24 protein-coding genes are annotated in these 23545 nt (G+C 64.8%); 14 read left to right on the top strand and 10 right to left on the bottom strand.

What is annotated here, in order from left to right; all coding sequences use genetic code 11:
* Positions 1-90 precede the first annotated feature (90 nt).
* The 5 genes from NE2_RS00445 to NE2_RS00425 all read right to left on the bottom strand — a co-directional run bounded on the left by NE2_RS00445 (position 91) and on the right by NE2_RS00425 (position 6176).
* On the bottom strand, positions 91-1857 hold the full coding sequence (locus NE2_RS00445) for an Hsp70 family protein (protein WP_063022821.1): 1767 nt from the start codon (positions 1855-1857) through the stop codon (positions 91-93).
* On the bottom strand, positions 1854-3128 hold the full coding sequence (locus NE2_RS00440) for a hypothetical protein (protein ID WP_146165209.1): 1275 nt from the start codon (positions 3126-3128) through the stop codon (positions 1854-1856). The genes NE2_RS00445 and NE2_RS00440 overlap by 4 nt, the downstream gene beginning before the upstream one ends.
* A gap of 137 nt (positions 3129-3265) precedes the next feature.
* Positions 3266-4096 carry a hypothetical protein gene (locus NE2_RS00435; protein ID WP_063022817.1) on the bottom strand — a complete coding sequence of 277 codons (831 nt, stop codon included), beginning with the start codon at positions 4094-4096 and terminating at the stop codon, positions 3266-3268.
* A gap of 989 nt (positions 4097-5085) precedes the next feature.
* Entirely contained in the window at positions 5086-5298 is a 213-nt protein-coding gene (locus NE2_RS00430) for a DUF397 domain-containing protein (RefSeq protein WP_063022815.1), read from the bottom strand.
* Complete coding sequence (locus NE2_RS00425) at positions 5289-6176, bottom strand: helix-turn-helix domain-containing protein (RefSeq protein WP_063022813.1); 888 nt, start codon at positions 6174-6176, stop codon at positions 5289-5291. Before NE2_RS00425 ends, NE2_RS00430 begins: the two co-directional genes overlap by 10 nt.
* Positions 6177-6589: 413 nt before the next feature.
* On the opposite strand from NE2_RS00425, the gene NE2_RS00420 reads away from it, so the two are divergent.
* From NE2_RS00420 to NE2_RS00380, 9 genes are all read left to right on the top strand, one after another.
* The gene (locus NE2_RS00420; protein WP_063022811.1) at positions 6590-7084 is read left to right on the top strand and encodes a hypothetical protein; all 495 of its coding nucleotides are present in this window, start codon (positions 6590-6592) and stop codon (positions 7082-7084) included.
* Entirely contained in the window at positions 7074-7367 is a 294-nt protein-coding gene (locus NE2_RS00415) for a hypothetical protein (protein ID WP_063022809.1), read from the top strand. The genes NE2_RS00420 and NE2_RS00415 overlap by 11 nt, the downstream gene beginning before the upstream one ends.
* Positions 7364-7885, top strand: coding sequence for a hypothetical protein (locus tag NE2_RS00410; protein WP_218018540.1), 522 nt, complete (start codon positions 7364-7366; stop codon positions 7883-7885). Before NE2_RS00415 ends, NE2_RS00410 begins: the two co-directional genes overlap by 4 nt.
* A 171-nt stretch (positions 7886-8056) precedes the next feature.
* On the top strand, positions 8057-8488 hold the full coding sequence (locus NE2_RS00405; RefSeq protein WP_063022805.1) for a hypothetical protein: 432 nt from the start codon (positions 8057-8059) through the stop codon (positions 8486-8488).
* A 12-nt stretch (positions 8489-8500) separates the two neighbouring features.
* Positions 8501-10057 (top strand): hypothetical protein, encoded by a 1557-nt coding sequence (locus tag NE2_RS00400; RefSeq protein ID WP_063022803.1) that lies wholly within the window; start codon positions 8501-8503, stop codon positions 10055-10057.
* A gap of 15 nt (positions 10058-10072) precedes the next feature.
* A complete protein-coding gene (locus NE2_RS00395) occupies positions 10073-10480 on the top strand; it encodes a hypothetical protein (protein WP_063909237.1) in 408 nt (135 codons plus the stop codon).
* Positions 10477-11157, top strand: coding sequence for a hypothetical protein (locus NE2_RS00390; RefSeq protein ID WP_146165211.1), 681 nt, complete (start codon positions 10477-10479; stop codon positions 11155-11157). Before NE2_RS00395 ends, NE2_RS00390 begins: the two co-directional genes overlap by 4 nt.
* A 205-nt stretch (positions 11158-11362) precedes the next feature.
* Positions 11363-12349 carry a phospholipase D family protein gene (locus NE2_RS00385; RefSeq protein ID WP_146165212.1) on the top strand — a complete coding sequence of 329 codons (987 nt, stop codon included), beginning with the start codon at positions 11363-11365 and terminating at the stop codon, positions 12347-12349.
* 165 nt (positions 12350-12514) lie between these two features.
* A complete protein-coding gene (locus NE2_RS00380; RefSeq protein WP_063023280.1) occupies positions 12515-13777 on the top strand; it encodes a cytochrome P450 family protein in 1263 nt (420 codons plus the stop codon).
* Between the two features lie 10 nt (positions 13778-13787).
* On the opposite strand, the gene NE2_RS00375 is transcribed toward NE2_RS00380, so the two are convergent.
* The 4 genes from NE2_RS00375 to NE2_RS00360 are packed head-to-tail and all read right to left on the bottom strand — an operon-like array spanning position 13788 to position 17627.
* A complete protein-coding gene (locus NE2_RS00375; RefSeq protein WP_063023278.1) occupies positions 13788-14252 on the bottom strand; it encodes a DUF3237 domain-containing protein in 465 nt (154 codons plus the stop codon).
* A complete protein-coding gene (locus NE2_RS00370; RefSeq protein ID WP_063022795.1) occupies positions 14249-15934 on the bottom strand; it encodes a CocE/NonD family hydrolase in 1686 nt (561 codons plus the stop codon). Before NE2_RS00370 ends, NE2_RS00375 begins: the two co-directional genes overlap by 4 nt.
* Positions 15931-16392, bottom strand: a complete 462-nt coding sequence (locus NE2_RS00365) for a MarR family winged helix-turn-helix transcriptional regulator (protein WP_063022793.1) — start codon at positions 16390-16392, stop codon at positions 15931-15933. The genes NE2_RS00370 and NE2_RS00365 overlap by 4 nt, the downstream gene beginning before the upstream one ends.
* Positions 16389-17627 carry a flavin-dependent oxidoreductase gene (locus NE2_RS00360; RefSeq protein ID WP_063022791.1) on the bottom strand — a complete coding sequence of 413 codons (1239 nt, stop codon included), beginning with the start codon at positions 17625-17627 and terminating at the stop codon, positions 16389-16391. Before NE2_RS00360 ends, NE2_RS00365 begins: the two co-directional genes overlap by 4 nt.
* Before the next feature lie 152 nt (positions 17628-17779).
* Between NE2_RS00360 and NE2_RS00355 the strand changes: the two genes are divergently transcribed.
* Genes NE2_RS00355 through NE2_RS00340 form a run of 4 tightly spaced genes read left to right on the top strand, consistent with a single transcriptional unit; the run spans position 17780 to position 20893 of the window.
* Entirely contained in the window at positions 17780-18349 is a 570-nt protein-coding gene (locus tag NE2_RS00355; protein ID WP_084493656.1) for a DUF3558 domain-containing protein, read from the top strand.
* Between the two features lie 39 nt (positions 18350-18388).
* The gene (locus NE2_RS00350) at positions 18389-18748 is read left to right on the top strand and encodes a hypothetical protein (protein WP_106958438.1); all 360 of its coding nucleotides are present in this window, start codon (positions 18389-18391) and stop codon (positions 18746-18748) included.
* A 12-nt stretch (positions 18749-18760) separates the two neighbouring features.
* Positions 18761-20083 carry a hypothetical protein gene (locus NE2_RS00345; RefSeq protein ID WP_063022785.1) on the top strand — a complete coding sequence of 441 codons (1323 nt, stop codon included), beginning with the start codon at positions 18761-18763 and terminating at the stop codon, positions 20081-20083.
* Between the two features lie 3 nt (positions 20084-20086).
* Positions 20087-20893 carry an ESX secretion-associated protein EspG gene (locus tag NE2_RS00340; protein ID WP_063022783.1) on the top strand — a complete coding sequence of 269 codons (807 nt, stop codon included), beginning with the start codon at positions 20087-20089 and terminating at the stop codon, positions 20891-20893.
* A 46-nt stretch (positions 20894-20939) separates the two neighbouring features.
* Here the strand turns inward: NE2_RS00340 and NE2_RS00335 are convergent, their stop codons facing one another.
* Complete coding sequence (locus NE2_RS00335; protein ID WP_063022781.1) at positions 20940-21734, bottom strand: LLM class F420-dependent oxidoreductase; 795 nt, start codon at positions 21732-21734, stop codon at positions 20940-20942.
* A gap of 305 nt (positions 21735-22039) precedes the next feature.
* On the opposite strand from NE2_RS00335, the gene NE2_RS00330 reads away from it, so the two are divergent.
* Positions 22040-23497 (top strand): amidase, encoded by a 1458-nt coding sequence (locus tag NE2_RS00330; protein WP_063023276.1) that lies wholly within the window; start codon positions 22040-22042, stop codon positions 23495-23497.
* Positions 23498-23545 lie beyond the last annotated feature (48 nt).

The raw sequence follows: 23545 nt of genomic DNA, 5'->3' as shown, positions 1-23545 counted from the left end.
TTTCAGTTTCTGTGCCGACCGTAAGGATGGGAGTGAGGGGGCGACGGGACTCGGTCGGACTTGGTGCTCAACCGACCCGCCGGGGTCACATCACCGTGAACCGCAACGACACTCGGGGTCATTCGACCGTCGGTGGCAGATGGCGCACGGTTGGTAGTAGAGCCGTTCGTCGACCTGAATCTGGGGCGGGTTCAGGGCGCGGCTGAAGTAGGTTGGTTTGTAGGTGTACAGCAGCTCGCCCGGGACGTAGGAGTCGTCGCGTGTGTCGGCAAGATTCGACCGGATGACGAGGCTTCCGGCCTCGGGCGGCTCTTGCGTCACCGGCGGACCGGGGTCGTCCGTCCGGTTCGTGGTGGCCGTCGCCGATCCGAGCGAGATTCCGAATTGCAGGTCGTGCAGGGCTTTCGTCACGCGGAACTTGAAGAGATCGGACTGTGCGCTGACCTCGACGATGCCGTCCGGGTCGAGTGCCGTGCGGAGCTGCAGACGTTCGATCAAGGGGCGCGCCTTGGTGTCCACGTCGAGACTGAAGCCATCGATGTCGTCCCGCGGGTCCGACCGCTGAACGTGGGATCCCGGCCGAGTCGGTGCGCAGATCTGGAATTTCGCGTGGCCGTCGCGCGGGTCCGCGCAGTACAACCCCAGTAGTTCACTCGCGAGCGCTTCGCCTTCGACGGGAACCTTCGTGCCTGCCCGGAGGATCCGCTGATAACCCCCGCGGGCCAGACGGACCTCGAGGTCCTTGGCCAGCTCGAGCTGCTGTCGGTCATAGGCAATCCACGCCGCGCCCTGCGCGACGAGTGTCGCGCTGTTCTGCGAAATCTCCACCCGATGCGGGCCGAAAAACTCGCGCAGCCGCGCCGCGATGGCCGGCATCCGGGACATACCGCCGGTCACCAGGCACAACGCCACCTGTGAATCACTCACGTGGGCGGCGTCGAGCAGCGCGACGATATGATCCATGGCACGGTCGATCAGCGGCTTCGCAATGCTTTCGAGCTCACCCCGCGTCATCTGCTTGGACAGTGCCGTGCCGGTCTCCGGATAGAAGTTGCGGATGTAGAGGGTCGCCGGATCCTCCTCCGACAGATGGATCTTCAGCGCTTCGCACTTGTGGCGCAGCTGACGGCGGCGGTCCGGGTTGATGTCCACCGTGCCTTCGGTCCCGTGGGTGAGCACCCAGTTGCGCAGCGCGTCGTCGAATACGTCACCGCCGAGCTCGGCGGTCCCGGCGTTCTGCAACTGGACGACGCGGCCGTCCTCCATTCGGCACAGCGTGAGGTCGAGAGTGCCCCCGCCCCAGTCCACGACCAGAATGTTCTTGCGGTCGAAACGGTGTACGAAGTCGGTGCCGATGCGGGGCCGGAAGTGCCCGTAGAGCGCGGCGAACGGCTCGTGGACGAACTGCACGATGCCGATGCCGGCTCTGCCGTAGGCCTCTCGCAACGCGCGCCGGCGCAGACCGTTCATGTCGACGGGAATGGTGGCCACTGCCGCCGTGATGTCGGCCAGCAAGCCGTCGTTCCGCGCCGAGAGTAGGGCGCGCTGCCGCACATGGTCGATAACGTCGAAGGTGATATCGACAGGACTGAGTTCGACGCCCTCGACGGTGATGGTTTCATCCCCGAGATAGGTCTTCGGAGACTTCACGAAACTCCCGTGCACGCCCAGGCCGCTGGCATCGAGCGCGTCCTTGGCGTCTTTCCCCACTACCTTCCGGACACCCTCGTATTTGACGACCGAGGGCACCGGCAGTCCATCGTCGTCGAGCAGGTCGTGCACACGGTCGTCTACGACGACCGAGACGAGGCTGTTCGTCGTTCCGAAGTCGAAGCCGACGACGGTCTTCTCTTTCATTCCTGTTCTCCCCCCGGGTCTTGTTTGGTGCGAGGCCGAAGTGCCGACAATCGTTGCTGGAGTTTCTTGATCGACCGCCGGACGAATTCTTCGGTGATCTGAGTTTGGCCATGATGCAAGGCGTCGAGGGCGTCTTCGAGCGATTCGATCTGTTGCCCGATGACCCGGACGGTGTCGATGCGCATTGTCTCGAAATCCGAGGCCGCACCCATTCGTTCGCTCAGTCGGGCATGAGCTTCCTGCTCGAGCGTCGAGCGCAGACGCTCGTACTGGGCCTCCAGTTCGGTCTCGCGCACGCGCGCAGCATCCAGCTCCTCCGACAATCGCACGAGCTGGGCTTGCGCAATATCCAGATGTGTTGCGGCACGATCACGTTCGGCCTCGGCCGCCCGCAGTCGGAGCCGAGCGGAATCGACGATGAGCGCCGCGGCCGCGCGCGCGCCTTTCGGAAGAGAGGCGAGCTTCTCCCGATCCCGTGTGGATTCGGCGCCGGAATTGCCGGCGCCCCAGATGTTGTCTGCCAGGGCATCGACGCAATGCGCAACGTCCCAGGTTGCGGCCGATGCCGCGATGAGGACGACGGTGTGAGCCGCGTTGTCCGCCAAAGCGTGCAGTGTGGGCGACTTCATCGACTTCTTGCCGTCGAAGTCCTGGCCGAGGAGATTCTGGATTCGCACCAGCGTCCGCTCGAGGGTCTCCGGGTCGGAATCTCCGTCGAGGAGGCGAAACAGCCTGTCCCGCATACCGTCGTCATCGGTGAATGCCATGTGTCGCTGCAGGATGCGCGCGGCGAGATGCGCAACGTTCTGCCGCGGCCGGCCGGTCAGTTCGGACCGGTCGGCGGTCACCATCAACGCCAAGGCGGTGGCAAGCTTCGTGTCACGCGCTGCGAGAGCGGCGATCGGTTCCTGGAACTTGTCGAAATCGACCGGTAGCGCGAGCGCTTTTCGTGGCGTCGAGTGTTTCGCGAGCGCGAATGGCTTGAGGTCACCTTCGAGATCCAGGAGGTACCGGAGGAGGTCTTCGAAGGAACCGATCTGTTCGATGGTCAAGCGGATCGGCTCATCTGTTGCGCCGGTGTCGGCCGCGACTGAGCGCCGTTCCGCTGCGGGCGTGTGGTTCCCGGCTCCCGGAGCGGGGCTTGCCGTTGCTGCGGTGGCCGGTTCGGTCTCAGCGGTCGCCGGCGTCGCGTCGAGGGAGGCAGAGGCGGTGCCCGCGGCGGGCTGGGTGGAGCCGGTCGGTGCGGGAACGTTTGCTGGAGCATCGGACATGGTAGGTGCTGCCTCCGTCGTCATTGGAGCTGTCCCGGCCAGGAATGCCTCCGTGGTTCGATCCCCATCGTGGAGTACCGCTTTCACTCGTGCTCGCCCGGTCCACACTCTTCGGCGGCTGTGCTTCGCGTTGCCATCTACCACGAGGATCCTTCGCTGGCGATGAGATCCGAGCGAGAATTCACCCAATGCTCGGGGACACCATTCTGACCGGTCTCCCGGACGAGGCGCGCAGCGCGGGGGTCACGTGTGGCGAGATGATGTTCTGTGATCAACAGCAGCGCCTTCAGACGGTCGTAGGTTTCGAGGCCACGATAATCGAAGCTCGCGACGGTCTCGCGCGAGGAGACATCGAGGGGCTGGCTGCACAATTCGACCAGGGAAGCGGTGAGCTCATCCATCAGCAGTTGCTCGAGGTGGACCAGCCGACCGGTAATGCGTTCGAAGTCTGCGGGGCCCGTCGCCGCGGCCAGCATTCGGTCGAGACGGGCTGCCACGGCGCGCAGCCGTGAACTCAGCGCCCGATTTGCCGCTTCGCCGAAATGGTTGAAGTGGAAGGAGATCAGACTCGTGATCGCCAGCGCGGCGGGACGATTGACGTCGACGAGCAAGTGCGCGGCCCGGTTCAGTTTCTCGTGATGACGGGCGGCCTGGGAATGTACTGCGGGAGTCCTGCGATACGCCAGCCAGTACAGGTACTCGGAGATGCCGCCGGCGTAGTTCCGGGCGGTGTCGAACTGCATGGTCCGCTCGTAGAAGGCACTGATCGAGCTCGAGGTGATGTCGCCGTCCGCGATCAGCGCGCCCAGCGCGCTGTCGACGCCGTGCAGGTCGTGCTCCGACGCGATCGCGAAGTCGAACTCGTGAATCCTGCTCGCTCGATCGTTGCCGACCTCAACCTCGACGATCCCCAGCGCTCGGGAGAGGCGGTCGCCGAGTTCATCCAGAGCGATTCGCCCACCGCCCACCTCTGCCCACGTGCAGTGTGTGACAACCCAATCCGCTGGCTCAGTGTGCCGTTGGACGAGGATTCTCGAGTCGCCGCACACGCGTCCGCGATACAGCAGAACCGGCCTGGCGACCGGGTGCTCCGCGAAGATGTGCTCACGCAGCGCGTCGAGCGAACCGAATTCGGCGCCGCAATCCGAGCACGGCAGGCGTGGTGGGGGCGGCGGACTCGGGGGCGGTGCGTACAGCTCCTCGTGAAAATCCGCATAACCGGAGGACCAGTGGGCCAAGTTCGTCCTATCTCCGTTCCTGCGACTCGAAGATCCCGGCGTGTGCCGAGTCGAGGATGTATCGCGACGGTGTTTGCGGCCGTTACGTCCCGGCGATTCCGACGTGCGAACATCCGAAGCAGCGCGAAAGCTTCGCTATCGACCTCGATCCTTGTGCACCCGAATCCCTTTCGCCCGTACACCCCGTCTGGCTCTGCGCCCGCGGCACCGCCGATCCCATGAGCAGTGGCTCACTTCGGTTTCGCATAAGAGCGGGCAGCTGGGGCTGAGGCCAGTCACTCAGGTTGAGTGCTTCGGTGCAGGCCATCGCCTTGGGGCCGAGGACCTGTCGGACCACGATCGGCGGAGTTTCGGACGGCTCCGACAATGAGATTCAGGGCCAAGTAACCTTGATGGCCCGAAGATCATGTGAATCGTGCTGAGCTGCTTCGTATTCGATTTCGACGGTGTCATCGAGGGCTACGTCGCCGAAATTCTTGTGCTCGCCGAGGGAGTCCAGACCGAACCAGACGTGTGAACCGTCTTCGGTCTCTATCCCGGTGGCCCGCCTTCCGTTTCAGCGCCACACTTTCCCCTTGGCGCGCTGCACCTCTCGCTCATTCGCCACCTGATCAACTAAACCCAGGGGCAGATGTCTGCATTGAGTTCGTCGCGACCACCGCTCGGCGAATCGGATTCAAGATGCTGAGCGGTAGCCGCCGACGAGCGCACCGGGGTGCCTATGCAATGGGATCGGTGAGCCTGTCGTGCTTTACGGAGGAGGTGAAGGCGTCCCAATCGGCTGGCGCGAAGATAAGCGCTGGGCCGGTCGGGTGCTTGGAGTCACGGACACCGACCGCGCCGTCGGCCAGCCACGCGACCTCCACGCACTCCGATGTCCCCTGACTGTGGCTGCTCTTGAACCATTCTGCGCCAGTGAGATTCACATCCACTGTTCGTACTCCTTCGCGATCTTCCGTAGCAGCATCCTGCTGTTCACCGGGTCGAGCGCCGCGTCGTGTAGGGCTGCTGATACCTCACAGTAGCGATCGACGTCAGCCTGCTTTTCCAGGTAGATGGCCGTCGTGAGAACGCTTTCCACGTAGACAACCGTCGGTTCTACCGGCTTGCCCTTGCCGTTCAGGCCGAAGTTCAATATGACGAATGGTCCTGGGACCAGGCCCATCGGCAAGCCTGCGCTGAACGGGAGCACCTGCAACTGCACGTTGGGGCGCGTGCTCGCATCGGCCAGATGGCGGAGTTGGGAACCCATGACCTTCGGGCCGCCGACAACTCGTCGAAGGGCGGATTCGTGCAAAACGACGTCGAGCGTAACCGGCTCCGCGCGTCTCTTGACAATGAGTTGCCGCTTCATTCGCAGGGCAACGTGTTGTTGGAGCGTCGTTTCCGACTCCTTCGGAACGAAGCTGCGCATCACGGTATGCGCGTATGCCTCGGTTTGGAGTAAGCCGGGAACAAGTTCCTGATACGAAACGAGATGTCTTGCAGCACTTTCCAGCTCGACGTAGTTGTCGAAGTTGCCCGGCAGCAGGTCGCTGTACTCGTGATACCAGTTCTTCACCGCGGCCTGTTCGGCCAAATGCTTCAACGTCGCCGTCTCGGACGACGAACGCTCGTATATCTCACACAAATGCTGCACGATCCGCACTCGAACCTTATCCGCAGTCCCCCTCTCGAGCCGATGCAACGTAGTCGTACCAACCTCCACCAGCCGGGCGGCCTGCGCCATCGTGAACCCGATCTCCTCGCGATACTGGCGCAGCAGCCGGCCCAATTGGCGGCGCGGCAGGGTGCTGTCTTCCTCGGCCATCTCTTCTGGTTACCCCTCGGTAGACGGAACAGTGGACAGCAGGGAGCGGAATCAGTTTGCCATAGCCGACGGAAATGATCCTGCGGATTCGGTGCTTCTCCAACGGATTTCCGTGGCCAGGTTGTTCCTGGTCAGGGGCGGTGCTGTCGTTGTGGATGCGCGGCACCCGGCGCGTGCAGGGAGCCCTCGCCGATCACCGAACCCGTCATCGCGGTGGTCGACGGGAAGTCGGGGGCCGGGTGCCGCGCTCCGAATGTCCGTCACTCCAGCGAGGTTTGCCAATGTCTGCGCTATCGAGGCCGCAATCGTGCCCGCCGTTCGACTGCGAGGTTTCCGGCGACGGCAGGCCGAGAGTCGTCGGATTTCTACGCAATGACGTTGCGAGACTTGAGGCTTCACGTCATATCGTTGCCATGCGTCGGCACGCCGACATGCTGGGGTACCGGTACGTGTACACGGTATGTCCGCCCGATCATCTCGACGATCCGATCGGGTATCTCCTCGATGTCGTCTGCGGGATGACCGTCGCGGCGGTGGTCGTGTTCGATCTCGAGGCGGTCGATCATTCGCCGGCGCGGGTGTGTGAGATCTGCGATCTGGAGACCGTCTGCCCGCCGCAGACGTGGGCGCGAGTGTGCATGAACGATGCACGGGCCCATGCTTTTCCCGATCACACGCTGTCGGTGGACGAGGCCGTGCGGATCATGCAGCAGCACCGGGGGTGCTCGGCGCTGGAGTGTGCGCGCAAGTCCAATGCTCTCACCCGGTTGGTGGCGGCCGGGAAGATGACCCCGCCCGCCGTCACCGCAGCAGACCGGGTGAATGAGCGCGGAATCATGCTGTCCGATAGCGGAATTGCCGCTGCGCCGTTGCACCCACGACTGCGAAGGCAGGCCCATGGGCGGTGAGCGATTCAGTGAGGTCGGCGGGCTGCGGGCCACGTGGCGGGTACGGCGCGGTCCCCGTGGATGGATCGAGGTGTCGGCGGTATACGACACGGGTGTGGTCTCGGGGCGGATCGTCGAATTCGGAGCGGGTACGGATCTGGCCGACGCACGTGAGCGCTATCCGAGGTGGTCTCGGCTGTGGGACCTCATTCAGCACGAATTCTGGGCCGACATTGCTGCATTGTCGGGCTGCCCGACGATCACCGAACGCCGCGACCGGAGCGGAAAAGAGTGCTCGCGATGAGTTGCACCAGCCCACGCGGTTCATCGATCGCCGGCCCGGTGGCGACAGTGCGACCAGCTGCGCTCGGACTGGTGCGGGTCGAGATCTCGGGCCGTGATGCCGCTGCCCATGACCTCGAGATTCAATGCCAAGCAAACTATCTCGGTTACCGCTGGCTCTTCACCATCCGGCTGCCCGGCGGCACCCACGATCCGGTCGGTTACGCCCTCGCCATCGCGGCGGGCTTGGGTGCGGAAGCGATCATCGTCACCGACCTGGCGCACGTGGACGACCAACTCGAACGCATCATCGCCGACTTCGACCTCGCGACCACCGCACCCGCTCGGCTTTGGCGTAGGGGAGTGGCCGAATCCCTCGCCGTGCATGCATTCCCGCTGAACGACTGCACCTGGGAACCCACTCAGCTCGAACCCGACTGCGCGCGGCGACTCTGGGAAGTCCATCGCGACTGCTTCCCCGACTGCCTGTCACGGCTGGCCGCGAGTGCCGCACTGTCGGCCGCCGACGAGGTGGACTGATCGTGATGCTGCGGTTCGTCGCCGACCGGCCATGCAGGTACACCGCGAGATGCCGCTCAGCCGGGCTGCCGACCAACCGACGTGCGAGCGGCAAACCTCCACCGCGGATCGCGCGAATCTTGTTCTTGCTGATAGTCTTCCGCGATGCAGGACTGAGCGGGGGGATCGGATATGGGGGATGCGAACTGGCTGACCGCTGATCTGGCGGGTATTCAGCGATTGGCCGACTTCGCCGTGCAGCGAGCGAATGATCTTCGTGCCATATCGAAGTCGCTCACCGCTCTCGGTGAGAGCGACGACAACGTCTTCGGGGATACGGGCGCCCTGGACGCCTATCGAACGTTTCTCGGTGCGTGGACCGACGAATTATCGATCAATGCCGGCGCGCTGGACGAACTCAACCGCAAGTTCAGCGACACGGCAGTCCACTACCAGCAGACCGATGTGCATTGGTCACACAATTTCCAGTCCGTCGCGCCGACAGTCCAGCCGGGTGGCACTCAGCCGGGTGTGACGACAGCAGGTCAGCCAGGCGTCTCGTCGGGGTCGGGTGACCTCCCGCCGACAGAGCTGCCCCCGCAGCCGACCCCGCACACGAATTGAGGTCGACCGCACTTGTCCGAACTCGACACCATCGGAACGGCCCTCGGCCGGCTGGAGATGAGCAATTTGAGCACGGCTCCGCTCGTGGTGCCTGCTGCCATTGCGAGCCTGGCCGGCGTGCCGGCGCCCAAAGGCGACAGCGACGCGGTCCAGTTGATTGCGGACGCCTTCGGAAAAGCATGCGGCCCCATCGATCAGGTCGCGTTCGATATGGAAAACGCGACCCAGCGAGACCTGCCGGAGGTGTGGGTCGGCCGCACCGGTGATCTCGCCGGTGATGTCATGGTCGCGGTGACCGAGGACATCAAAGAAAGCGGTCAGGTATTCGATAAGGCCAAGAAGATTCTGGCGAATCTGTCCGCAGGATTCGCCGACGCGCACCGCAAGTTCGGGGACGCGCAGGATCCACTGCGGCGTGCTGTCGACGCGTGCGATCACAAAGAGTACGAAACCGCGCGCAGTTTGGGCAGATCAGCCGGAGAGGGGCTGGCCGCGGCCTATCTCGCGGCAGCCGAGGCCTCGCGGGTGGCGGTGCGGGATCTGGAAGCACTGACCGACCAGGCCCGCGCACATGCGATGAACACCGGCAACCTGGATAATTCCGACAAACTTGTGCTGGCGGAAAGTGCCATTCCCGACGGTGCCCACAACGACAATCTGATCCTGTCCGAATCCGAGGCCCAGCGCGCGGCGCAACGTCTCGACGGGCTCAGCGACGCCGACCGCAAACGCATGGAAGATCTGCTCACGCACGCGAAGTCGCCCCAGGAGCGGGCCTACCTGATGAAAACCCTGGCCGCGGGGCACAGTGTCGACGAGGTGTCGAAGTTCGGGGAACTGATTCACGGCCACGGCGACGATCCGAAATGGCTGGAGCAGAAGCTGACACCGATCGTGACACAAACACAATCCGCGTCCGTCGAATACCAGGACGGCACATTCGACAGCAGCGGGAAGCCGAATGCCGGTTCGTGGACCCAGGGCGCATATCCGACCTGTGTCGCGTCATCGACCGTGATGGCCCGGGCGATGGTGGATCCCGCCTATGCGCTATCCCTGACCACCGGGAACAAGCCGGACGATCCCGCGTCGACAAGTAAGGACGCATTCCTGCGCCGCCTCCGTGACGAGCAGGCGACCACGTACGACCACGGTCGCGACGAAGGGAGCCTTATCGACAAGGCTCACCAACTGTTCGGAGCGGATGGCATGTATCCCGACGAGGGTCGCACTATCGCGAACGAGGATATAGGCCGCTACACCGGTCAGACCTACGACCTTCACGATCTCGGGAATGCCGGTGACAGACGCAACGTGCTGCCCGACATCGAACGTGCCGTCGATCAAGGGCAGCCGGTGCCATTCCAGGTGAACGGCAACGGGGGTCATCAAATGCTGGTCATCGGTCACAAAGGTGACCAGCTGGAAATCTACAATCCGTGGGGCAATACCGGCTGGATCAGCGAAGACGCATTCATCAACGGCCATGTGAACGACCTTCCCGGCCCGGATCAGAAGCCGCAGACCGCTCTTCCCCCGAATGTCGGCGGTGTTCTGCTACCGCACTAGCTTGTGAAGGAGTCGATGATGACGAGCGGACTGGAATCGTTTTCCGACGCCCAACTGGCGGCTTTCGATATTCCCGGAATGCTTGCTGCCGGTCTGTCAGGTGACAACGACGTCGCGCGCCGCGATCTGTTCGGCATCGGCGCCGTCGGTGCCGCGGTATCGCTGGATCATGTCGGAACACTTCCCAAGTCGGTCGCCTACTTGGCTGACTTCGTGCAGGCAGGTGGAACGCACCGCGCCCTCGAATTGGCTGAGCCGCTGCCGGCGCCGGAGCAGACCGCGCTGATCAAGCAGTGGTTGGTGGCAGCGGCGGGCGTCGGGAGGTCCGTGGAAACCGACGATCTCGTGGCTCGTTGGCTGCGCGCCGTTGCGACCGTACTTGCGGTACGTGTTTCTGATCTCCACGAGGGCGAGATCCGATGAACCAGCTGTCGGTCACCGTAACCGATCGTCCTCGCCGGGGTTACCGAGCAAAGATCATCGCATCGTTCGCGGTAATTCTGGTCGTTGCAGGGTCGGTTGCTGTGGGAATCAGATATCACAGCACCCACCAACCGAAAGGCTCCGAATCTTCCGGAGTTGTTCCGCGTCCCGAGTGTCAGCTCGATGAATCGACACTGGCGCAGACGCAGACGCACAATTTCGAGCGTGGCCGTGCCGAAGGTCGTGCCGCGGATTCCGGCGTGGAGGCGCCAGATTTCACGGCCGTGTGCGGGTGGGGACAAGTCGAAGGGGTTGATGGTGTCGATCTGCGTCGCCTTTCGTACGCCATCAGTCGCTACGATGGGGCGGACGGTATCGGTCGCGCGAAGCACACCTTCGCTTTCGACGAAGAGTTCCCCACAGTGCTCGGTCTCGGCAATGGCAGCGGTGTCGCGGGAATCGGTGACGAGGCATTTTTTTCGCCGACCGGTGCACCCGGTGCGGCGACGACGGTAGGCCTGGTTGTCCGTCGTGGGAATCTGATCCTGAACATCGGGTTGGCAGGCAAGGACCAAGGGTTTCTCTGGCTCACCGAGATGCCGCCCGCGGAGGGCAAACGCCTGACTGTCCTGGTGGCGCAAGACCTGCTGCGGCGCAATCTTCCACACGCCTCGTAACCGGTTTCTGCGCACCGGCTTGCCGGTACGTCGGCATGGTGAGCGGCGGCGGGTAGAAGCGGAAGTCGCCGGCGCTTCACGGCCGGGTGGGAGCTGACGTCCGGCCGACCAGATGGCGTGGTCGATTTCCCAGGCGGTGTAGCGCCGAGTCATGCCATGCTCGGCAGCTCGGTCGTTCAAGACAGTGATTCGGGCAATCAGCCGTGTGGCGCCTGCGTCGACCGGGGCGCCGTGGTGGTGCAGCCACCAGTTTTGGAGGACCGACCCGTGGCCGGAAATCACCCGCGCCCTACCCACACCGGGCCCACGCTCTGCAGCGATTGCCTACCTTGGAGACACCGCGAATGAACTGCTCCCGCTACGAGGTGAGGACATCCTGATTGTCAATGCCGGAAGCTCGGCGTTGCGCGCCCACGCCACGTCCCCCGAGTCGCTGCGAGATCTGCTCGGCCGCGGCGTCGAAATCTACTCGTCACCAAGACTGCACGCCAAGGTGGCGGCGACACAAACTGTGGCAGTTATCGGCTCCGCCAACGCCTCTCACCATTCCACCACTATCGACGAAGCGGTCGTCATCAGTGACTATCGCGAATTAATAAGGCAGGTACACGCATTCGTCGCGGAGCAGAGGAGCCGCGGTCTCGACCTCGTCGACGATTCGTTCATCGACTGGGCGCAGACGGAATGGGACCGGGGCAAACCATCACCCCTGATCGGGGTGGCCTCGGAGCCCGTCCCGACGCAACAGTCGCCCCTACAGTCTCTGGGCAGACTGTTCATACTGGACGTCGAATACTGGTATTCATCCGACACTGAAAGCGAATTCGAGAAGCGCAACCGTCGCAGGGTGCGCAGATCCGTTCCTGCCGCCACCTATCAGCTGGAATGGTTGCGCCTCTCGAAGCTCGACCAGCACTACCATGTAGATGACATCGTGCTGTTTCGGTACGAAGATGAAGGCGAAGAATGGATCTCGCCACCGCACGTCGTCGTCTCGGAGGGGCGCCTGATCCCTCGCAGTCGCGGCGCCGTCGGCTGCCACCTGCGATACCGCCCCGAACTGGAACCCGTGCTGGTGAGCGATGCTGCTGCGCACCTCGCCGCAGCGGGGCTCGCCCCGTCACTCAACCCGGGCTGCCTGCGCCGTCCCGAGCGACGAGACGTCCTGTTGTCGTTGTGGCGAGAATTTTGATGCGCCCCTTACCTCACCCGGCAGGCTGTCCGTTTTACGCAAACGCTAGCTGGAGGGCTGCCGTAGCACCTATTCTCACCACAAGCATGAGGTTACGTTGTTAGCTAACAACAGATGACGAATCCCCTGCCGCGCTTGTTGGTTCATTCTCTGGAGTCACTCCCTTTGTCAACCCCACCTTCTGACCTGTCCGCGGCCACCGGCCACCCTGTCCAGCAGGCCGGCACCCCGTTCGACACCGACGGCCCCCGAATCGTGCTGGACACACCGGAATTCGTCGCCGACCCCCATCGCGCCTATGAAGCGATGCGCCGTCGCTATGGCTCCATGGTGCCGATCGAGCTGGCGCCCGGTGTGCCCGCGACGCTGGTCATCGGCTATCACACCGCGTTGCAGATCCTCAACGATCCCGACCATTTCCCGGCCGACCCGCGGGCGTGGGAGCGGACCGTTCCCGCGGATTGCCCGGTGCGGCCGATCATGGAGTGGTACCCGAACGTCATCCGCAGCGCGGGCAGTGCGCATGCGCGGTATCGGCAGGCGTTCACGGCCGCCTTCGACAGGGTCGACCTGCACGAATTGCACAGCACCGTCGAGAAGATCGCTATCCCGCTGATCAACGAGTTCTGTGAGGCGGGTTCGGCGGATCTGGTGTCGCAATACGCGTTTCCGCTGGCGTTCGAGGTGCTGAACCGTATGGTCGGCTGTTCGGCGGACCTGGGCCGGCGCGTGGCCACCGGGATGGCGGCGATCTTCGACACGGTGAACGCCGCATGGGGTATGGACCATATGAGTCAGGCGCTGATGGAGCAGGTTCAGCTTCGCCGCGCCGCGCCCGCAGACGATGTCACCTCGCATCTGGCCCACCATCCGGCCAAGCTCAACGACGAGGAGATGGTTCGCAACCTGATCGTCTTCTATGGCGGGGGCATCGAACCGCAACAGAATCTGATTTCCAACACCCTGCTGCTGATGATCACCGACGAGCGTTTCGGCGGCGACATCCTCGGCGGCAGCCTGTCGACTCGCGATGCGCTCGACGAGGTGCTGTTCACCGATCCGCCGCTGGCCAACTTCTGTATGACCTACCCTCGCCAGCCGATTCTGATCGACAACACCTGGCTGCCCGCTAATCAACCGGTAATTATCAGTCTGGCTGCCTGCAATAACGATCCTGAGATCGCGGGCGGCGATCGCACCGGTAATCGCTCGCATCTGGCCTGGGGTGCGGGCCCGCATGCGTGCCCGGCCCGTTCGGTGGCGTATCTGGTGGTACAGGACGCGATCGATCAGCTGCTCGACGCACTGCCGGAAATCCGTCTCGCTGTCGACCACAGTGAGATCAGTTGGCGGCCTGGGCCGTTCCATCGTTCGATGACGGCCCTGCCGGTCACTTTCCCGCCGTCACCTCGGCTGCATCTGGTCTAGGGAGTTCCGATCAGGTGAGACGGTAGGCGGTGTAGCGGACCGTGTTTGCTTCTCGAATCGCCGATGCGACGAAGAGGGAGTGTTCCACCTCCGCGAGCCGCGGATCCGCCGTCTCCAACTGCACGACCAGACGGAAATAGTAGTTCGATGGATCGACCGGATCTCCCCGCAACAACGCCTCCAGTACTTCCGGCGCTCCGCTGCGGATGCCGGAGGTCCGGAGATAGATATGCGTGCCGTCCGCGGTGCGCGCCGAGTAGCGGGTGTCGATTTCTATGACGCCGTCGGGTCGGATCAGCTGCCAGTCCGCGCCGCCGGGCAGTATGTCGGCGTCGAACAGGCCGCTGACCCGGCCGCCGATGATCGGCACGACGCGGCGGTGTCCGGCGCGGGTCGTGCCGTGGTCTTCCGGCGGCCCGAGGCGTGCCTCCACCTGGAACGCCGCCTCCAGCCCGGGAACTGCCGGGGCGCTCACGACGACCACACCGGCAGTTCGATCCGCGACGCAGACGTCGCGGCGTGCGAAATCTCCTGCTTCGCAATGTGAACGGTTGCTGCGGTGGCGGCCGGCTCGCCGGATCCGGGATTGCGGGCGTACCGCGGGTGGGCGCCGGAGCTGATCTGCACGCTGATGCGGTGGCCGGCCGCGAACCGATGGAAGGTGGGCCACAGCCGCACCTCGATATCCCGGAAACCGTCGGCGTCCGGAGCCGGATCGGTCGCGGCCGTGGCGATACTGCCGATGCGGCGGATACCGTCGCACACCGTCATCGACCGTCCGTCGGGGTGGAGATCGCAGATCCGGACGAAGATGTCGGCGCTGGGTTGTGACGAGCGAAAGCTGATGCGCGCCACCGGTTCTCCGGCGACCGTGACCGGGCTGGCGAGCGGCTCGCCGCGGAATACGGTGACGTCGGGGCGGCGCTCGTGTGTGGCGTTGTCGACCGGGGCCGAGGTCGGACCCAGGCTGGGGCCGCCGACAGCGGGCGTGGGATCGGCGGGGTCGTAGACGTAGCTGGTGATGCCGCCCTCCGGGAGACCCGGGCCGAGCTTGCGCGGCGCGTGCAGATACAGCGTCTCGCTCGTCGTGCCGGGCGGTGGCCAGCTGTGCAGGTCGTGCCATTGTTCGGCGCCGGTGAGATACGCGCGCACGGGTGCGACCCGCATGTTCGGAGCATCGGCGAAATGCTCCTTCAGGAACTCGACGGTCTCGCGAATCGTCGGCGCGCCCATATCTCGGGTGAGATGTCCCCAGGGGCCGACGGTGAGGCGCGGGGGCCGTCCGGCTTCGGCGAGCTGCGCGTAATTGCGCAGCTGCCAGGGCAGGAAGATGTCGTACCAGCCGGTGATCATGTACACCGGCGCGGCGACATCGGGAACCGAGGCGGTATGCGACTGCTGGGTCCAATACTCGTCGGTGAGCCGTTCGTGAGCGACCCAGTCCTGGTACCAGTGCACCCGGCGACCGTTCGCGGCCACATCGCCGCCCGACAGGGGGAGTACGTCGAATGCCTTGCGCAGCTTGCGATCCGGACGCAGCTGGCCCAGCACCAGGGCGAGCAGCTGCCGGTGGATCATCCGGTCCATCATCTGCGTCCAGCCGAGTGCGTTGCGCAGCGCGAACGCCGCGTTGTCCCAGGTGATGGCGCCGAAATCGGGCATCGTCACGATCAGGCACAACGCATCGGGCGCGATGTCCGGGTCTTCTTTCTGCAGCTTGCCGGCCACCGCCCACTGCGTGAAGCCCATATAGCTGGGGCCGAAAGTGACCACCCGCCCTGTGCACCAGTCTTGTTCGCGAACCCAGCGGTGGGTGGCGATACCGTCGCGCTGCTCATCGATCTGCGGGGTGAACACACCGCGGGATCCCCAGGTTCCGCGGCAGCTCTGGAACAGCACCGGAAAACCCTCGCGGGCCAGGGCGCGAGCATGGCCCGCGACGGGGCCGCTGCGTCCGTACGGGCCGCGGATCACGATCGTGGGCAGCCGCGGATCCGTGTCGCCGATCGGTGTGATCAGGTCGGCGAGCAACTCGACACCGTCGTCCATCGGGACGCGCAGGTTCTTTCGGATGGTGATGTCGTACGGGCCGGGGACGAGTCCCTTGATGATTCGGGCTTGGATCCACCGCGAAAGGCGCTGGCGGGGCGTGCTCATTCGGTTTCCTCCGCGGTCTGGAGTCGGTGGAGAGCCTCGCGCAGGCGTTCGAGCGCGGGGAGCGCGGTGGCCAGCGCGGCCCGGTCCTCGGGAGCGAGAGTCGCCGCCGCGGCGGTGATGAGGGCGCCGCTGGCCTGGTCGAAGCGGGCGAACAGATCGTGGGCCCGCGCGGTGGTCGCGATCTCGACGTGGCGGCGGTCGCCGGGCCGGGGACGGCGTTCGATCAAGCCGCTCGCCTCCATCGCGGTGAGCAGGTTGCTGACCGTGGGGCGGCTCAGCCCTAGCCGTTCGGCCACTTCACTCGAGGTGCTGACGGTGCCCGGAGGCAGGGCGCGGACGATTTCGATCTGCGCGTCCGGAATCTCCGGAAGATGTTCGGCGGCACGGGCTGCGGAGAGCAGGCTTCGGCGCAGCGGTGAGATGACCGACGCCAGGCGTGCGGGATCGAGATCGGTCACGAGATGTTTCCCTCGCTAGACGGTGGGGTCAGTGACCGCCGGGTGTTGAGGGTGTCTGGATGGAATCCGGCGGCCTTCTTGTACCCGGTCGCGATGGCGGCGAGCTCCTCGGGAGAGATCACGTCGTGGATATGGGCGAACCCGTTCGGCGCCCGTTCGTGGGCCAGAACCATGACCTGCTCGGGGCCCTGCTTGCGGTTGCTGTGCACCAGGGCTGACGTGGCGGGGCGGCGAGCCTGCTCGTAGGCCGCGAGAGCCTCGTCCGGGGTGCGGGCGGTGGCGAGGTGGAACGCGAGGGTGCGAGCATCGAGGATGGCTTGCGATGCCCCGTTCGAACCGTTCGGATACATCGGATGCGCCGCGTCGCCGAGCAGGGTGGTCCGCCCATAGGTCCACCGGTCGAGCGGATCGCGGTCGACCATCGGATATTCGAGAATTTCGTCTGCGGCACAGAGCAATTCGGGAACATCGAGCCACGAGAAGCGCCACTCCCGGAACAGCTCCACGATCTGCGCCGGTGCGACCGCGCGGTTCCAGTCGGCGCTTTGCCCGCCGAATCCGACGGTCCGGCGCTCGGCGATGAAATTGATGGCGTCGCGGATCGGATATGCGACGAACTTCTGCTCGGCGTCACCGGCCATGATCATCGTGCGGCCGTCGAGGAAGCCGGGCAGTTCGGCCGTCCCGCGCCACAGTGTCAGCCCGTTCCACACGGGCGGGCCCTCGTCCGGTCGACGCTGGTGGCGCAGGGCCGAATGGATGCCGTCGGCGCCGATGATCAGATCGGCGTCTACGGTCAATTCTCTTGTCGCCGTGGCGAAGTGGGCGCCGCCGTCGGGGGTCGCGGCAAGGAGGCGATGTCCGGTGCGAACGGTCTGCGCGCCCAGCCTTTCGCGCACGGCGTCGAGCAACTCCATCTGCAACCTGCCGCGGTGCACCGACAGTTGCGGCCAGTGGTATCCGGCATCGAGGCCGCGCGGCTCGCACCAGATCTCCTGGCCGAACCTGTTGTAGTAGGCCAGATTTCGTGGCGCGACGCCCAATGCGGCCACCCGCTCGCCGAGCCCGAGTTCGGTCAGCTCACGCACGGCATGCGGAAGCAGATTGATCCCGACACCGAGCGGCCGCAACGCGTCGGCGCGCTCGTACACGGCGATATCCCGGAACCCGGCCGCATGCAGGCTCAGGGCCGCGGCGAGGCCGCCGATACCGGCGCCGACGATCACGATCCTCATGAGTGAGCAGTTTTGCAACAAAACTAATCGGGGTCAATGGGGGCGGTCTTCTGCTGTCCGGCTGGGCGTGCACCGGACTTCCCTGTCCCTTGTGATGATCAATAAGGGGAACCGAGTGGCCGTCGCGTGCGTCCTAGACTCCAGGAGGATGTGTGCGCGGGGATCAACGGGAGGCATCGGTGATACGTAAGGCGGCTACGGCTGTGCTGGCGGCTGCGGTGGTGTTGGCGGTGGGGACCGGGTGTTCCTCGTCGACTTCGGGGACGGCATCGCCGGAGACGAGTGATCCGAAGGGGGCGACTGCGGCGTTGTGGGACCCGTGCACGCTGGACTCATCCGCAGTGGCGCAGATGAAGGTCGACCCATCCACTCGGAAGTCCGACATCGCAGGGCAGTCGAGCGTCGAAGGCTTCAAGAAGTGCACATGGCACGACAACCCGTGGACCTACTCGGTGAACGTGTGGTCGACGGTCTACACCGTCGACGACTACCGGAAAAAGGAGGCGGGCGCCGATTTCCAGCCGGTGACCATCGGCGGGCGAAGCGGCGTGAAGTACGAACCGATGGACGATTCGTCGGGTGACCAGTGTTTCGTCCAGTTCCCGGGCGATCACGGCTCATTCATTGTGAGCGTGCTGCGGCAAGACCCCAGCAGCCGTGAGGCCCCTTGCGACCGCGCGACTGCGGCCGCGACCGCCGTCGTGGGTGCTTTGCCGCGTTGATCTGCAGAGAGGGGAACGACTATGGCTCACAGTGATGATGTGACCCTGTGGCAGCATTTGGCCGAGGAATCCAAAGCGGGGCGCTTGAATCTGGACCCATCGGTCGCTCGAGACTGCCTCGAGGCGTGCGAGGACCAACTGAATGTGTATCGCGAGTGCCGCGGCATGTTGCAGGACATGAAGACGGTTACCGGCCTGGGCGATTTCCCCGCAGCAGACCAGCTGGCAAAGATGTTGGGCGCCAAAGCTATCGGCGGTGAGGGCGACTTCGACACGGCCTTCCGCGACCACATCGAAGTGCTTCAACTCATCCGCGACACCATCAAGCACTCCGTCGACCGCCTCGTCGACCACGACCAGCAGAACGCCGGCACCATCGCCGGCTCCGAGAACCACTGACCGGGGGAGCACATGGTACTTCCACTCGTCCCGCTGGTTGCCGCCCTCTGGGAGCAGCACAAGGGCGGTCCGCCCGACTCCTTCGCGAATGCGCAGGGCGATCAGAGTCCCGACGCGACCGCCGCGCGCAACCGGATCAATCAGATCGTGGACGGCGGATTCGGAGGGCAATACCAGAACCCGCAGGTCGCCCAGGACGCGTACAAGAATCCGCAGAATATCGACAATCTGTACGACCGCATTCAGAAGATGCAGCCGAGCACCGTCGTGACGTTGCACAACTTCTGGGAGGGACTGCGGAACAAAATCGAGAACGGGCACAACACTTTCGGGCCGCAGATCCAGAAGGCCATTCAGGAGAAGTGGCAGGGGGCCGCGGCGCAGAAGACTGCCGAGGGCATCAAGAGTTTCACCGACAAAGAGAAAGATCTGGTGAGCTCCGCCCAGTTGGTCAGCGAGAAGGTGAAGTTGGTGCGGTCGGCGGTCGAGATCACCAAACCTGCCGCGCAGCCGACCCCGCACACGAGTTGGACCAGCGATCTTGCCGGTTGGGTGCCGGGGCCGACGTGGAAGCTCAACGACCACCGCAAAACTCAGGCCAACGCGGCGAACGAACATTTGATCAACAATGTGTTCTACCCGGCCGTGCGCGAGAGTGACACACAGGTGCCTCTGGCGCCTCGACCGTACAATCCCGTGAATACGCCGGACGACAACACGGAATGGAAGCCGCCGGGAGTACCGTCGGTCGGCCCACCTTCGAAAGGCCCGGACGATGGCCACGGCCCCGGCGATACCGACCAGCCCAAACCGCCGAGTCCCGATCAAGGTCCCGGCGATGGCACCACACCGAGCGCTGTCGCCCCGTCCACACTGAGCAACTCGACGCAGAATCCCGCGAACACCACTTCGGCGAGCGCTACCCCGGCTGGTTGGGATCCGTCGGCGGCGGGGGCGCAGACCACCCCTTCTTCGCTGACACCTGGCGGAATCGACCCGCGCACCGGGCTCCCGTACGGCTCGGGTGGCCCCGGCGTCACCGGAACCTATGGCGGATCCGGGAATTCGGCCGGTCGCGGGACGTCGGTGCCCGGTTCGGGTGCCCAGGGCCAGGGGACAGCTCGCGGCTTGTCCGCCGGAGGGGGCAGGGGCGCCGCCGGGATGAGCGGTATGCCCGGCATGATGCCGCCCGGCGCCAAGTCGAAGAAAGAGGACGAGAAAACCCACAAGTCCAAGATCAGCGAGGAGCTGGTGTCGCGGGACAACGGTGACGAACTAACCGGCCTCTCCGAGGAGCAGCGGCAGAAGACCGTCCCGCCGGTCCTGGGTGAATAGCCCATGGCAGGTTGGACTTTCAGCGCGCTCGGCTTCACCGTCCTGTGGCGTGCCGCCGGACACGACGTCCTGCCGTATCCCTTGCAGTTTCGCTCCACCGCCGAGACCTCGGACGAGCTGGAAGCCCAGTGGAAATCCGAGGCCGCCGACCTCGCCGGCCGCATCGACGACAACGCCGAAGCCGCGGTGCGCATTCTCCACGGCCCGGAATCGCGGATCGAGATCGCCGGATTCGCCGCCGCGTCGAACGGTTCGGGCGATCTCGAGCAGATGGGCGATCCGCGTCATCGCGTCCGCATCCACGCGGCCGTGCACTACCGGCAGGCGGTCCTGATCACTCAGCAACCCTCATCCGACCCGGAATCCGGTGGGACCGTGCGGATGTCGCTCCTGCGCGCCGAGAACCTCACCCGCCACCTGCTCGCCGCCATCCCCGGCCATCCCCGAGGCACCCGCCCTGCCCTACAGGTCAACCGCGCCGACCTCACCGACGACGACCGCCCCTACACCGCATTCCACGACGAAGCCCCCCGCTCACCACGCGACGAGGCCGCCCGCTTCTTCGAACGCCCCCGCAGCACCGTCCTCCACGTGGCCGTCTGCCCCGGCCCCGCCTGGGACCGTCGCCCCACCCCCGCCCGCGACTTCCACATCATGGACTACTCGGACGGCCGCTACCTCGTCCGCCACACCAAACACGACCTCCGCGCCGACCCTGCCGACACATCCATCATCCAGAACCACCTGCAACGCCTCATCGACGCGACGGTCCAGGGATTCCGTGAGGACAACGATCCGAGTTATGCGTGAGGGCCTGGACGTAGAGGACAACGAAGTTGTGCGTCTTATTTCGCTGTCACGGTCGAACAGTGAGATCGTCACGCCACTGGACCCAGGCGCGAACCGTCGACATGTCGAAGTCGGGGCCGTGCACTTCCAGCGTGAACGTCGTCACGCCCTGTTCCAGGAGTTCGGCTCCGACTACCTCGGGGTCGCCCTGTACTCCTGCCGACAGTTCGATTTCCCGCGGATCGCGGCCGATCTCCGCGCAGTGTTTGATCAATATCTGCTTCTTACGGGCGAATTCGGCGCCGGAGGAGAACCAGTGCCAGATGTCGGCGTGCTCGGCTACCAGGCGCAGCGTTTTCCGCTCGCCGCCTCCGCCGATCAGTACGGGGATCCTGCGGGTCGGTGGTGGGTTCAGCTTGGCGAAGCGCTGTTCGATTCGGGGGAGTGCGTCGGCGAGTGTCTGCAGGCGGCCGGCGGGGGTGCCGAAATCGTAGCCGTATTCGGCGAAGTCGCGTTCCATCGCGCCGGCGCCGATGCCGAGAAGCATTCTGCCGCCGCTGATGTGGTCGATGGTGCGGGCCATGTCGGCGACCAGGTCCGGGTTGCGGAAGCTGATGGAGGTGACCATCGGGCCCAGGTGCACACGCGATGTCTGCTCGGCCCAGGCGGCCAGCATGGTCCAGCATTCGAAGTGCTTGCCGTGCTCGTCGCCGGAGATCGGCAGGAAGTGGTCCCAGTTGAAGATGATGTCTACGCCGATGTCTTCGGCCTGGGCGGCGGCGCTGCGGATAGCCGGGTAGTCGACATGTTGCGGGGCGATCTGCACACCGATCCGGATGGAGCGCGGGTTCACAGTGGGCATGATCGGCAGCCTAGTTGAGCGCGCCTGCGGAGGAGTGGCTTCTGTTGCTCGAAATCACGGATGGTTCACCGGCTACCGTGCTCCGCCGAGCATCGGTTCGAACTGACCGTCCGCGGACATTGCCGTGGCTTCCGAGGTTGACAGAAAGTGCCTGCCCATGCCCCGCATAAGTGCGAATTGCCTTCTGTGGGAATAAGTCTCGTCTGCTCGCGGTTGTATAGGATCGCGTCTGTCACGGCGGATCCGGACCGATGCCTCGGCCACGAACACCGGGTGCCACGCACCCGGAGATGCAAGGAGAACTGATGCCCGGACCGGAGTTTGCGACGCTGCGGGAACAGGTAGCCGCGTTGCAGGCCAAGACCATCTCGGCGACCGAACTGCTTGAACTGAGCATTGCGCGGATCGAGAAGTTCGACGAGAAGGTCAATGCCGTTGTGGTGCGGGATTTCGAGCGCGCTCGCGTCGCGGCGAAACAGGCCGATGCGGCATTGGCGCGGGGCGAGGATGCGCCGCTACTCGGTGTTCCGGTCGCGGTGAAGGAATCGTTCAATATCGCCGGACTGCCGACCACGTGGGGTCTGCCCGACGCGAAGGGGTGGGAGCCGGCCGAGGACGCGGTGCTGGTCTCGCGCGTCAAGGCAGCGGGCGGCGTTGTCGTCGGCAAAACGAATGTGCCGTTCTTCCTGCGTGATTGGCAGTCCTACAACGACATCTACGGCACGACCAACAATCCTTGGGATCTGACCCGTTCGCCCGGTGGCTCGTCCGGAGGTTCGGCCGCCGCGCTCGCGGCGGGGTACGTCTCGCTCGCGCTCGGCTCCGATATCGGCGGCTCCTTGCGGGTTCCGGCACATTTCTGCGGCGTCTACTCGCACAAACCGTCCCGCACACTGTTGCCGGGGCGCGGACACGTACCGCCACGGACCCCGGCGCTGGCGGCACCGATGGACCTTCCCGTAGTCGGGCCGATGACTCGCAGTGCCGCCGACCTGACCTTGGCGACACGGCTCTTGGCAGGGCCTGACGACGTGGAAGCGGTCGCCTACAAGCTCGAGCTGTCACCGCCGCGCGGCGAGGAACTCGCACAATTCCGCGTGCTGATCATCGACAGCCATCCGCTGGTGCCGACCGCCACCGTGATTCGCGACGGTTTCGAACGGATCGCGCAGGGACTCGAGAAGGCCGGTACCTCGGTCGCGCGGCAGAGTGCGCTACTGCCCGACCTCACGCTGACGGCGAAAACCTATTTCACACTGCTGATGTCGCAATTCGGCGCCGATGCGCCGCCCGACGCCATCCGTGCGATCCAAGCTGTCGTAGCCGAGATACCGCCGGAGACCGACACCCTCGAGGCGGTCATCCAACGAGCATTCGTCGCCAGCCACGGCGATTGGATGAAGGCCGACCGCGTCCGCATCGGCCTGGCCGACAGGTGGCGACAGCTGTTCGACGAATTCGACGTGGTGCTGTGCCCGATCACGCCGACACCCGCTTTCCCCCACGACCATTCGGCAATGGACACTCGCACGCTCGAAATCGACGGCACCGCCTACCCGTACAACCACAACCTGATATGGGCGAGTATCGCCACCCTGCTCGGGCTCCCGGCCACCGCAGCTCCGATCGGACGCTCACCGGAGGGGCTGCCCTTCGGCATGCAGATCATCGGCCCCTATCTCGAAGACCCGACGACCTTGCGATTCGCCGAATTGCTCGAGCAGGAGTTCGGCGGATTCACCCCGCCGCCCGGCTTCGAGTAGGTGCTGTCGACGCGAAGTAGTCGAGCGAGGCGAGAGGTTTCAGGCGAC

Origin of the sequence: Nocardia elegans NBRC 108235 (assembly GCF_001612845.1) — a bacterium.
GTDB lineage: Bacteria > Actinomycetota > Actinomycetes > Mycobacteriales > Mycobacteriaceae > Nocardia > Nocardia nova.
Note: the sequence above shows the minus strand (reverse complement) of the source record. Positions and strands in the feature narration are given on the sequence as shown.